13 protein-coding genes are annotated in these 12395 nt (G+C 49.8%); 3 read left to right on the forward strand and 10 right to left on the reverse strand.

The window, feature by feature from the left end:
* Positions 1-31 precede the first annotated feature (31 nt).
* On the forward strand, positions 32-1378 hold the full coding sequence (locus tag YH65_RS06770) for an SLC13 family permease (RefSeq protein ID WP_046551209.1): 1347 nt from the start codon (positions 32-34) through the stop codon (positions 1376-1378).
* On the opposite strand, the gene YH65_RS06775 is transcribed toward YH65_RS06770, so the two are convergent.
* The 6 genes from YH65_RS06775 to acsA are packed head-to-tail and all read right to left on the reverse strand — an operon-like array spanning position 1373 to position 6725.
* Positions 1373-2350 carry an alpha-ketoacid dehydrogenase subunit beta gene (locus YH65_RS06775; RefSeq protein WP_046551210.1) on the reverse strand — a complete coding sequence of 326 codons (978 nt, stop codon included), beginning with the start codon at positions 2348-2350 and terminating at the stop codon, positions 1373-1375. The genes YH65_RS06770 and YH65_RS06775 overlap by 6 nt on opposite strands.
* Entirely contained in the window at positions 2337-2516 is a 180-nt protein-coding gene (locus YH65_RS06780) for a hypothetical protein (protein WP_046551211.1), read from the reverse strand. The genes YH65_RS06775 and YH65_RS06780 overlap by 14 nt, the downstream gene beginning before the upstream one ends.
* Positions 2509-3474 carry a thiamine pyrophosphate-dependent dehydrogenase E1 component subunit alpha gene (locus tag YH65_RS06785; RefSeq protein ID WP_046551212.1) on the reverse strand — a complete coding sequence of 322 codons (966 nt, stop codon included), beginning with the start codon at positions 3472-3474 and terminating at the stop codon, positions 2509-2511. Before YH65_RS06785 ends, YH65_RS06780 begins: the two co-directional genes overlap by 8 nt.
* Positions 3475-3486: 12 nt before the next feature.
* Positions 3487-3735, reverse strand: coding sequence for an acyl carrier protein (locus YH65_RS06790; protein WP_046551213.1), 249 nt, complete (start codon positions 3733-3735; stop codon positions 3487-3489).
* A complete protein-coding gene (locus tag YH65_RS06795) occupies positions 3732-4964 on the reverse strand; it encodes a dihydrolipoamide acetyltransferase family protein (RefSeq protein ID WP_046551214.1) in 1233 nt (410 codons plus the stop codon). The genes YH65_RS06790 and YH65_RS06795 overlap by 4 nt, the downstream gene beginning before the upstream one ends.
* A 9-nt stretch (positions 4965-4973) precedes the next feature.
* Positions 4974-6725 carry an acetate--CoA ligase gene (gene acsA, locus YH65_RS06800; RefSeq protein ID WP_046551215.1) on the reverse strand — a complete coding sequence of 584 codons (1752 nt, stop codon included), beginning with the start codon at positions 6723-6725 and terminating at the stop codon, positions 4974-4976.
* Between the two features lie 40 nt (positions 6726-6765).
* Between acsA and YH65_RS06805 the strand changes: the two genes are divergently transcribed.
* Positions 6766-7569, forward strand: a complete 804-nt coding sequence (locus YH65_RS06805; RefSeq protein WP_245609176.1) for a lipoate--protein ligase family protein — start codon at positions 6766-6768, stop codon at positions 7567-7569.
* Positions 7544-8404 (forward strand): lipoyl synthase, encoded by an 861-nt coding sequence (gene lipA / locus YH65_RS06810; RefSeq protein ID WP_046551217.1) that lies wholly within the window; start codon positions 7544-7546, stop codon positions 8402-8404. Before YH65_RS06805 ends, lipA begins: the two co-directional genes overlap by 26 nt.
* 1 nt (position 8405) lies before the next feature.
* On the opposite strand, the gene YH65_RS06815 is transcribed toward lipA, so the two are convergent.
* The 4 genes from YH65_RS06815 to YH65_RS06830 all read right to left on the reverse strand — a co-directional run bounded on the left by YH65_RS06815 (position 8406) and on the right by YH65_RS06830 (position 12382).
* Complete coding sequence (locus YH65_RS06815; protein ID WP_046551218.1) at positions 8406-8747, reverse strand: carboxymuconolactone decarboxylase family protein; 342 nt, start codon at positions 8745-8747, stop codon at positions 8406-8408.
* Between the two features lie 172 nt (positions 8748-8919).
* A complete protein-coding gene (locus tag YH65_RS06820) occupies positions 8920-10359 on the reverse strand; it encodes a CCA tRNA nucleotidyltransferase (RefSeq protein ID WP_046551219.1) in 1440 nt (479 codons plus the stop codon).
* A gap of 23 nt (positions 10360-10382) precedes the next feature.
* Positions 10383-10910, reverse strand: coding sequence for a YbhB/YbcL family Raf kinase inhibitor-like protein (locus tag YH65_RS06825; RefSeq protein ID WP_046551220.1), 528 nt, complete (start codon positions 10908-10910; stop codon positions 10383-10385).
* Between the two features lie 44 nt (positions 10911-10954).
* Positions 10955-12382, reverse strand: coding sequence for an ATP-binding protein (locus YH65_RS06830; protein WP_052746122.1), 1428 nt, complete (start codon positions 12380-12382; stop codon positions 10955-10957).
* Positions 12383-12395 lie beyond the last annotated feature (13 nt).

Here is a 12395-nt window from a genome sequence, read left to right on the forward strand (position 1 = left end):
TAAAGACGGGGAGAAAAATTGTATTATGACAATGATGGAACAGACTAAAAAGATCGCAATCAGTCTCATATTGGGAGGCTTGGCCTTTGCCGGCATGATCCCTTTTTTCAACTTTGAACAATCGATGATGGTTGCCATGATCGTCCTGATGGTCACACTGTGGACCAACGAGGGGGTCCCTCTGGCAGTGGTCTCACTGTTGCCAATTGTTTTTTTTCCGGCTGCAGGTATTCTCACCACAAAAGAGACGACCATTAATTATGCCAATCCCATCATCTACCTTTTCCTGGGAGGTTTCCTTATCGCCATTGCGGTGGAAAAGACCGGACTGCACAAGGTCATAGCCAACCGTATGCTGGCACTCTTTCCCCGTAGTGTCAGGGGTATCATCTTTGCCCTCATCATCACTTCCGGACTTCTCAGCTCCGTACTTTCTAACACGACGACCACCCTGCTTCTCTTGCCTATCGCACTCTTTTTGACAGAAGATGTCAAACTGAAAATGCGGCTGGCACTCGGTATCGCCTACGGTGCGAGCATCGGCGGCATCCTCACCCCTATCGGTACACCCCCGAACCTCATTTTGATGGGGATCATGGAAGAGATGGGGATGCAGGCGATCCCTTTTGCCACTTGGATGTACCTTGTCGCTCCTTTGGTACTTACGATGTTCATTGCAGTAGGATTTATATTGAGTATGGGTCTGAAAGATATGCATATAGAGACCGATCTTGAGAAGACAGTGTTGACCTCTGAGCAGAAAAAAGTACTCGCTGTTATATTTGGACTGATCGCCATGCTCCTGGTCAATGCTCCGATAAAACCTTTCTACAGCGGGCTTGGCCTGAGTGAACCCGGACTGCTGCTTGGTGCGGGCTTGCTGCTTTTTGTCCCTCCGTTCTCCATTCTGGACTGGATGGCGGACAAAGACAACATTCCCTACCGTATCATGTTTCTTTTTGGTGCAGGTTTTGCCATTGCTGCTGCATTCAGCAAGACCGGCATGGCTCAGGAGATCGCCACACTCTTGGCAGGTTTCTCCAGCCTGCCTCTGTTACTCTTCATTCTACTGATCGCAACCATGGTGACCTTCACCACAGAGATCACCAGCAATACCGCCCTGATCTCCATTATGCTCCCCATCCTTTATGCAATGGCAAAACAGACAGGGATCGATCCGACGATCATTATGCTGGTGGCTACCATCTGTGCCTCCTACGCTTTCATGCTTCCTATCGCCACACCGCCAAACGCCATCGCCATGAGCTCAGGAGTGATCAGCATCAGGACCATGGCGGCTTACGGTTTTGTATTCAACATCCTGGGGATCATCTTCATCGTCACCATCGCCAATTTCTTCTGGATCAAAGTACTATAGACCGTTGTTCTTTGCCCACGCAACGATCTTCTCGCTAATAGAAGCAGGTGTGGGGATCGAAGCAAGTTCAAGTTTTCGATTGTAGGGGATCGGGACATCCTCACCCGCGATCCTCAGCGGTGCCGCATCGAGACTGTAGAACATCTCTTCAGCCGCCCAGCTGACTATCTGCGCTCCGTATCCACCCGTTTTATGGTCTTCCTCCACGACAACGATCGCACCTGTCTTTTTCAGTGAGGCTTCAAGAGTTTCATAGTCAACAGGGTTAAGAGAACAGAGATCTATCACTTCACAGCTCTTGCCGAGCTGCTTTTCTATCTCCGGCACTGCGGCCATCACATCATCGACCATTTTCAGATAGCTGACGATGGTCACATCTTTGCCCTCTTTGAGAACACGTGCCTTGAAAGGATCGATCTTCGTATTGAGGTCCACTTCTCCTTTTTTGTTATAGAGAAGTTCATGTTCAATGAAAACAACGGGGTCGTCACTCATAATGGCATATTTCAGCGCATGGTAGGCATAGTTCACATCTCCTGCTGCAAATACGATCAGGCCGGGTACGGCACTGAGCATCTGCTCGTAACTCTCGGAATGCTGCGCAGCCAGCTGACGGCTGACCCCCTGAGGAAAACGTACCACCATCGGCAGTGTGATCTTTCCGGCACTCATATAGCGGTACTTCGCCATATGGTTGATGATCTGATCAAAGGCAAGCAGAGCGAAGTTCGCCGTCATGATCTCCGCTATCGGACGCAGCCCGCCCATTGCCATACCCACGGCATTTCCCACAATGGAGAGTTCTGCGATGGGTGTATCGATCAGCCTCTTTTCCCCGTATTTGGCGACAAGGCCTTCCGTCACGCGGTAGCTTCCTCCGTACAGTCCGACATCCTCACCCAGGGCAACCACGGTCTCATCGATCGCCATCGCCTCGTCTATCGCTTTGTTCAATGCTTCACGATACAACATTTGCACCCACCTTTGATATAACGCCCAGGAAAGCGGTTCCCTGGACTGCGTTAACACTGAGTTTGCTTCGGCAGCAGGCGCCCTGAAAGAAGTGTCCTTGGGGTACCTGCCACGCTGGCGTGGCTTCAAACATCACTTTATTACATACTTCAGATACACTATACATTTGCACATCCTTTGCAGAAAATATCCGCATACAGTTCTTCCGGCTCCGGTTCGGGAGCATCAGCGGCAAAGGCAACGGCATCATCTACTGCTGCCTGTGCCTTCTTCTGCAAGGCCTCCAGCTGTCCAGAGTCCAGTCCGTAGCTTGTTTGAAGCACTTTCCCCATTCGTTCTATGGGGTCCTTCGCTTTGCAGATTCCCATCTCTTCCTTGCTGCGATAAGTGCCGGGGTCACTCATGGAGTGCCCTTCATAACGGCAGGTCATCGCTTCGAGGAAAACCGGGCCATGTCCGTCCTGAATCTTATGCTGTGCCTCTTTGACCGCTTCATATACGGCTATCGCATCCATACCGTCCACTTCCATGGTCACCATGTAAGGCTCTGCCTTTTTGGCCTGTTTTTCGAACGGTGCGACACGGGTGATCTTCGTTCCGATCGCATAGCCGTTGTTCTCACACAGGAACAGCAGGGGCAGTTTCTGGGTACTGGCATTGTTGAGCGACTCGAAGAAGGCACCGCCGTTGGTCGCACCGTCACCGAACACCACCATCACACCGTCCTCATTCCCAAGGAATTTACGGGCATAGGCACAGCCCACCGCATTGGGGATCTGTCCGCCTACGATCGCATCACCGCCGTAAAAGAAATGAGAGGGATCAAAAAGGTGCATCGACCCGCCACGGCCCCGGCTCACACCGGCAGCCTTTCCGAACAGTTCAGCCATGACAGCCTTGGGGTCCATCCCCCTTGCGATCGCCATGACATGTTCACGGTAGGTCGTAAAAACATCTCCTTTGCCAAAGGCTTTCATCGCCGAAACGCTGAAGCCCTCCTGCCCGATGTCCAAATGCAGAAAACCGGCAATATCTCCGGCCATATAGTGCTCTTTTGCCGCCAGTTCAAAGGCACGTCCCAGCAGCATATCATAATAGATCTCTTCCGCAAGCAGTTTATTCATACTCCTGCTCCCTTACTTCGATAAACGTTTGGCAAAATAGTCAGCCATATGCTCGACCGTATCGACCTCTCCGTAATCGGACTCGGGTACTTCCACACCAAGTTCGTCGTTCAGTGCGGTCAGCAAATTCAGGAAATCGAACGAGTCTATCTCAAGCGATCGCTGAATATTCTCATCCTCGGGGATCGTCTCCCCCTCGTGTTCCGGAGCGATCTCGTAGATCTCCTCGATTATCTTCTTTTTGATCTCATCTTTCGTCATAACAACTCCTCGGGTTTTTGTAAAAATTCATCCAGTTTGTTCAGGAACAGCGCTCCGGTACGTCCGTCCGTGGCACGGTGGTCGCCTGCCAGCGTTGCCCGCATGACCTTCCGTACCGCCAGGGCATCACCCTCAACCCACGGCGCATCGACAATGCGCCCGAGTCCTACCAGTGCCACCTGCGGCGGGTAGATGACTCCCAATACCTCTTCCACACCGATATCACCGAGATTGGTGATGACGATCGTCTGCTGCGTGATCTCGGAACTGCGCAGCTTGCCAGAACGTGTCCGCGTGATCAGATCATGAAAGGCTTTCATCGTACCATCAAGATCCATCTCCTGCGCATTGAGCAGCGCCGGCGTCACCAACCCGCCTGTCCGCCTGGCGATGGCCACACCGGGATTGATCGCCTCACTCATCTGCAGGGCATCATCCTGCCAGAAACCGTTGAGCTCCGGTACCGCCTGCAGGGCCTTGACGACCGCGCGGATGGTCAAGGCCGCAGGAAGGATGCGCTCTTTGATACTGCGTTTCTCATTCTGCTCGGCAAGCCATTCCAGTGCCGGTGTCATGTTGATGGAAGTAGAAAGGTAGTAGTGGGGGATCTCCGCATTCGAACGGCTCATTGCCGCAGCGATCGCTTTTCGCATGCTGTCGGAACCGCCCCGCTTCTGCTTGGCCGTTTTGGCTGCCGCCTCCACCTCGTCCGTACCGATCTTGCCTTCCGTTTTGGCGGCAAGTGCTTCCAGGTCCACACCAAGCTCCTCCGCTTTTTTGCGAGCTGCAGGGGATATCTTAATCTCATGGTCGGTGGATTTTTTCGGTTTTTCCTTTGTGACTGTCGTTTTTGCTTCTTTGAGACTCTCTTTCTTTGAGGGTTTTTTCGCTTCGGAAGCTTTCTCTGTCGTCTCTGTTTCTGCCGAAACTTTCGGGGCCGCCTCTTTCCCACTCTGCGTTCCCAGCTCTTTTTCCAGTGCTTCCGCTGTTTCATTCTCCCCGACGATCACGGCGATCGGTGTTCCGACATCGCATGTCGTACCCGGTTCGACCAGAAGCCTGTCAACAACACCGTCCTCGAAGACTTCGACCTCGATCACGCCCTTGTTGGACTCTACCTCTGCGATCACCTGGCCTTTCTTTACCTTCTCGCCTTCTTTGACTTTCCACTCCATCAAAGTGCCCGATTCCATATCAGCACCGAGACTCGGCATCTTAAAAATACTCATATCCGCTCCTTATTTTTCCAGTGTCGAGGTATCACCCTCTGGCAATCCAAGCTCTCTGGCCTTTAACAGACGACGCATGATCTTCCCGCTCCGGGTCTTGGGCAGATTTTCCTGGAACTCGATCTCTTTTGGCGCAACCGCGGCCCCAAGTTTCTTACGTCCGAACCCTATCAGTTCACGCTTGAGTTTTTCAGTGGGTTCATAGCCGCTTTTAAGGGAAACAAAGGCTTTGACCATCTGCCCTATCAACGGATCGGGCTTGCCGATGACACCGACTTCCGCAACTGCCGGATGCTCCATCAGCGCGCTTTCCACCTCGAACGGCCCAACCATGTGTCCGGAAGTCTTGATGATGTCATCCGCCCGTCCGACGAACCAGAAGTAGCCGTCTGCATCTCTGTAGGCAAGGTCACCCGAAATGTACCAGCCGTCCACAAAGCTTTTTTTGTATTTCTCTTCATTATGCAGGTAGCCACGGAACATCGAAGGCCAGCCGGGTTTCAGTGCCAGATCACCCTCTTTGCCGGGCTCTGTGATCTCCGTGACCGTACCATCTTCATTCTGTTGTACGACCGCCGCCACGATACCCGGCAGAGGACGTCCCATGGATCCGGGTTTGACATCCTGACAAAGATAGTTGGCGATCATGATACCGCCCGTCTCCGTCTGCCACCAGTTGTCATGGATCGGCATTTTAAGTTTTTCTACACCCCAGACCACCGCTTCGGGATTGAGGGGCTCACCGACACTCTGTACCAGACGCAGAGAGGACAGATCATAACTTTTAAGCGGATCGATATCCAGACGCATGAGACGGCGGATCGCTGTAGGTGCGGTGTACCAGACACTGACCTTGTATTTCTGCAAGATCTCATACCACCTTTCGGCATCGAACTCTGCTTCATTCACTATATTGGTCACACCATGCAGCCAGGGTGCGATAATGCCGTACGAAGTCCCTGTCACCCAACCCGGATCGGCAGTACACCAGAAAATATCATTACGATGCAGGTCAAGCACGTACGCTCCCGTTACCCAGTGCGTGTATATCGCCTTATGGACATGGATCACCCCTTTGGGCATACCTGTCGTTCCGCTGGTAAAGTGCAGCAGTGACATATCTTCAGGCTCTGTGTGCACGATCTCGAAACTGTCCGATGCCTTTTCCATCAGACGCGGCAGGGAGAGTACTTTTTCATTCACGTCTTCTTCGGCATCGATCAGCAGAATCGTACGCAGTTCGGGAAGCTTGTCCATCTGGGGAGCGATCTTTTTCTCATACAGCCTTTGCGTCGTCAGCAGTCCTCTGGCATCACCGCGCTGCATCCGCTGCAGTATCGGTTCGGGACCGAACTGGGAGAAGAGCGGACACATCACCGAACCGTTCTTCAGTATTCCCATCGCACCAATGTAAAGTTCGGGAAGGCGTGTCGAAAGTGTATAGATACGTTCACCCTTTTCAAAGCCCAGTGATTTTAGCACATTGGCGAACTTCGCACTCTCCCGTTTCATCTGTGCAAAGGTATAGGTACGCGTCTCGCCGTTCTCTCCCAACCATATCAGGGCCAGTTTCTCGGCCAGCGCACCGTTGGCATGGCGGTCTATCGCTTCATGGGCGATGTTCAGGCCGCCTGAAGGCAGCCCTTCGAATTCCTTGGCAACACTTTCCCATTCAAAGCTGTCGTAGGTAGATTCATAGTCCGTCATATTGGGCTGCACTGAAAAATCAGCAGGATTTTTTTTGATCCGTTTTTCTTCCATCTCTTCTCCTTCTCTTTAATTTTCTATAGTATAATCCAAAATGGTTAATAAAGTAAAAATGCGGTCATGGAGATTTATCGACAGCCCAGCGGCTTCGGCACAATGGAATATGGCCGTAGATGAAGCCCTGCTTTATACTTTCAAGGAAGAGGATCTGCCTATTTTGCGCCTCTACAAATGGAAAAAACCCTCATTGAGTTTCGGCCGTTTTTCAAAGCCAAAAGAGACGCTCGACTGGGAAAAGATCCGTACAGAGGATATTCCTTACGTCAGGCGTATTACGGGAGGCGGTATTCTGGTTCATAGTAACGATATATCCTATTCACTGATCGTTCCGCGTTCGTTTATAAAAAATAAGGGAGTCAAAGAAGGCTACAGAGAGCTATGCGCTTTTCTGATCCGGCTTTATGAAAACCTGGGAATCAATGCTGATTTTGCCTACGACCTGCAGCTGCCCCAGTCACAAAGCCCTGTTTGTCTTGCCGGTACGGAAGCCTACGACATCATGACAGACGGCAGGAAGATCGGCGGCAATGCCCAACGGCATACACACCATGCGCTGCTGCAGCACGGGACGATCCCTTTGACGATAGATCATGAACGTTTTGAAAAGCTTTTCCTGGGAGACTCCGGCCTGTCGGAGGCAGCAACATTAAAAGAAACCAATAGCCGATTGACAGCAGCAGCCCTGAAAAAAGAGATCATCAAAGCCTTTAGCGATATATTTGACACTATAATCACAGAAGAGCCTTTACGTGATGAGGAACAGATACTTGCACAAAAACTTTTTGACAAAAAATACAGCCAGGAGAGATGGAATGTCCACGCAGAACACAATCTATAAAAAGCCGGAATGGTTGAGAAAGAAGATCACGCTGAGCAGTCTGCGTGAAGTTGAGGCCATCATCTCCAAAGGCAAGCTCCATACCGTCTGCCAGGAAGCCATGTGTCCCAACATCGGTGAGTGCTTTTCCCGTAAACAGGCAACGTTTCTGATACTGGGCAAAGAGTGTACCCGCCACTGCACATTCTGCAACGTTTCCAAAGAAATACCGCTTCCGCCCGATCCGGATGAACCGAACCATGTGGCAGAATCCGTTGAAGCGATGGGTTTGAGACATGTGGTCATCACCAGTCCCACACGTGACGACCTTCCCGACGGCGGCGCGGAACATTTTGCCAAAGTGGTCCAGGCCATCAAAGCGTACGATGAAACGATCATTGTGGAACTGCTCATCCCCGACCTGCAGGAGAATGAGGCAGCGTTGAAAGTCATCGTCCACAGCGGTGCCGAGATCATCGGGCACAATCTGGAAACGGTACCCAGACTCTACCATATCCGCAAAGGGGCGAAATACGAACGTTCCCTGCGTGTCCTTAAAAAACTTTCCCAGTTCAATCCTGCTGTCAGGACCAAAAGCGGGATCATGCTTGGATTGGGGGAAAAAGAAGAGGAAGTGACAGCATTGCTGCAGGACCTTCTGGACCACGACTGCAAACTGCTAAGCATCGGGCAGTACCTTTCACCCTCTTCAGAGCACACCCAAGTCGTCGAATTCATTCCGCCGGAACGTTTTGAGCATTTCCATGATGTCGGTATGGCCATGGGCTTTGACTTTATCAAAAGTTCGCCCTATACCCGCAGCAGCTACATGGCGGATGAATATCTAAAGTCTTAGTTTATGATTCTATAAACTCATCCAGCGCTTTTTCTACCGGGATCATATACATCAGTGCCGGGCCGCCATGCATGAGTACTGCCTGCATGGCCGCATCGATGACCTCTTCCCTGCTTGCACCGTTGGTCAGCGCTCCTTTGACATGCAGGGCGATACACCATTCACACTGTGCTGCTATGGCAAGAGCGACATTGATAAGGTCTTTGTCTTTCGAAGCCAGCGCACCTGGTTTTTCAACACTCATCATGAACTGGTTGAATGCTGCGGTCTGCTTGGGAGACTCTTTCTGCAGACGTTCTACCAGTGCTTTTATTTCATTGAGTTTTTCAGTATAGGTACCCATTTCATACTCCTTCATTCTTACTGTTTTTTATCATTATATATGCAAATAGTAAACGAAAAATGTACCCGCCACTCAAAACAGAGTGCTACCTTCAACCCGAAATTTACAATAGAAGTCAAAGATCTATTACAGATCATTGCCTTATGGGCATTCATAAAACATCATCAATGTATCACCCATAGTGTCTTTTGACATATGTCAAAGCCTCTTCTTTGCTTGAGACCACGCCATCCAGCTGTAATTCATACACCTCATCCAGAATGACCCCGAATTTTGTTGAAGGCTGCATCCCCAGAGCTATGAGATCCCTGCCCTGCAAAAGAGGTTCGATCGGCCTGTTTTTCACCTTCAGCTCTTTCGCTTTTTCAAGCAGCCACTCTCCCGCCGTATAGACACCTGTTCTGGCTTCAGCTGTTGTACGCCCCAGAAAATCCGCTTTGGCAACCAGCACCAGTTCTTCGATGCTCACTTTGGTTGCCAACCTGCGTATGGCAGCCGCTTTGGCTCCCTGTTTATAGAACTGAGACGGTTTGAGATGATGCTCCACCAGAGGCAGGATACTCTCGATAAAATCATGTTCCTCAGTCAATCGATACATGAATGACCTTGCGGGTTCAGTACCTGCCTTTTCATGTCCGATCGCCTTGATACACCCCTCTTCTACCGTTGTAGTCATCGGTTTTCCAAAGTCATGACACAATTCAGCGAACAAAAGCTTCAGTGCTCTTTTTTTATTCCGGTATTTATCTGTGGTGCTGTCGGGGGACAGCACCCTACGCGACCTGCTTTCTACTTTCTCTTCCTTGTTGAGTATTGACACCATTGCGTCAAGACTCAGCATTGTGTGCACCCACACATCCCCCTCGGGATGATACTTCAAATCCTGTGGTACACCGATGGTCGCTTCCAGTTCCGGGAAATACCTTAGCACACCCAGCTCTCTCATCAGTTCAAATCCTACTGAGGGTTTTTTTGCTTTTAAAAGGAGTTTTTTGAACTCTGCATAGACTCTTTCTTTTGGCAGTTCTTCAAGCATACCCTTTTCAGTCATCTGCCTGCAGAGTACCTTGGTCTCTTCAGCCAGAGAAAAACCGAATCTTGCACAGAACTGCACCGCCCTGTAGACACGAAGTGGGTCTTCGACAAAAGAGCTGTCATCGATGTGCCTCACTATTTTATGTTCTATATCATTCTGCGCATTGAACGGGTCCAGAAAACGTTTCTTCTCTATCTCATACCCCATGGCATTGATGGTAAAATCCCGTCGTCTTGCTGCCGTTTTGAAGTCCAGTTTTCCGTCTACCCGGACGTCAAAACCTTTATGACCTTTGCCGGTCTTCGATTCCAGACGCGGGAAAGAAAAATCATACTCATCACCCTCATTGATGAATTTCAATACGCCAAAACTTTTTCCCACATGATTGACCGAACCATATTCAGACAGGATCTTCTCCAGGTCCGAAAGTGATGTCAATCCATAGACTTCAATGTCATAATCTTTGATAGGAAGTTTGAGAAAATGATCACGGACTGAACCACCCACTACAATAGCCCTGGCACCTTCTTCATGAACTCTTTTTGAAATGGTCTCTAATATCTGTGGTATTTGCATAGAGATACTATAATGATTCTGATCTATCTGCCATAATACGAGACAATACTTGCTTTTGAGATCGCATGCGCGTTTATCTGATAACCCACGACCGGAGGTTTCGTACTTGCCTTTACCGGCAGTTTATCCACATCCAAAGCATACACAGTAAAGATATATCGGTGTGGCTTGTCACCCTTTGGAGGGCATGCGCCGCCAAAGCCCATACTTCCAAAATCGTTCACAGTCTCCAGTGTACCCTTGGGCATCGATTTCCCCGAAGCTCCCGCAGGAATGGACGTAGCATTCGCCGGAATATTCACTGCTATCCAGTGCCACCACCCGCTGCCTGTAGGAGCATCAGGATCATACACCGTAATTGCAAAACTCTTGGTACCCTTCGGCACACCACTCCAACTCAGTTCAGGCGATACATTTTTCCCATTACAGCCAAAACCGTTGAACTCCTGCTTTTTTGTCAGCTGTCCGCCAAGGTCACTGCTTGTGAGCGTAAAATTGCCTGCTAATACAAACATACTGGAAAATACTATAGCACTAAAAATACCTTTCATCCTGTCTCCTTTTTTTGATCTGATCAAAATATCATATTATAACCTTACGAACGGCAGTATTTATCCACCAGTTCTTCTATCGCTTTGACATCCAAAGGTTTGGTCGTGTAGTCATCCATACCTTCGTTCATGTATTTTTCCCTGTCTCCGGAAAGTGCATTGGCCGTCAATGCAATAATAGGGATATGTTTCAAGCCCTGCTCTTTTTCGTAGTCCAGTATGGCATGTGTCGCTTCCACACCTCCCATTACCGGCATCTGGATATCCATGAAGATCATATCGTAACGGTCGGCTTTGCGCGCTTCCAGCGCTTTCTCACCATTGTCGGCCAGCGTGACCTTCAAACCGAGCTTTTCCAGAATGATCTGGATGAGCTTCTGGTTGATGGGGTTGTCTTCCGCTACCAGTACCTGAAGCTCTCCGGCAGGCACTTCGACTTTTACTTCTTCAACAGGTGTTTCAGCAATTTCTTCCGGAAGCACTTCAGGCTCAACAGCTTCGGCCGGTGCTTCCTTCACCGTAATGACAAAGAAGAATGTCGCACCCTTGCCCTCTTCGCTCTCTACGGCAAGTTCACCGCCCATGGAGCGAATGATTTTCTTCGAAATCGTAAGCCCCAGGCCTGTTCCCCCGGACTTTCGGGTCGTACTCACAGTCGCCTGTGAATAGGCTTCAAATATCTTTTCCTGCTGCGCTTTGCTCAGCCCTATTCCCGAATCGCTTACAGATATCTTCAGGGTTACATCATCTCCTTCACGGCCAATGAGTTCTGCAGCCACATCGATCTTACCGCCTTTGGGGGTGAATTTCAGGGCATTGCTGATCAGGTTGTTGAGTACCTGTGACAGCCGGGTGGGGTCAGCTATGATCTTTTGGAGTATTTTTGGATCAACAAAGGTATTGAGCGCTATCTCCTTCTCTTCAATTTTTGGCATAAAGAGACCGACGGATGCTTTTACCTTGAAAGCAAGATCAAACGGAATATTCTCAAGCTCCATCTTCCCGGCATTGAGTTTGGAGACTTCCAGTACATCATTGACGATGACACGGAGATTGTTAGAACTCTCCCGTATCATCGAGACATACTCTTTCTGTTCTTTGCTCAGTTCCGTCCCGTCAAGAACCTCCGTCAGTCCGATGATCCCGTTGAGAGGTGTACGTATTTCGTGTGACATACTGGCAAGGAACATTTCTGTCGTTTTCTTTTCGTATTCGAGTTTTTCCGCTTTCTCGGAGACGGCCTTGAACTTTTTCTCCAGTAGCCGGTATTCATCAGTGAGTACCGAAGGTCCTTCCATTTTCTTTGGAGAGGATACTACTGGTATATTGGAACGCGAAGAGATCAGTACAAACGGGATGCCTGCCAGTATGGCCAAAAAAACGGACTGAAGCGGAGTCAGACTTAAAAGATAAAAACCCAAACCTCCTGTCAGAAGTGCTGCGCCGATCATAAAAAACAGTTTTTTTGTCATAGATATCCCCCGA

This window comes from Sulfurovum lithotrophicum (assembly GCF_000987835.1).
Classification (GTDB): domain Bacteria; phylum Campylobacterota; class Campylobacteria; order Campylobacterales; family Sulfurovaceae; genus Sulfurovum; species Sulfurovum lithotrophicum.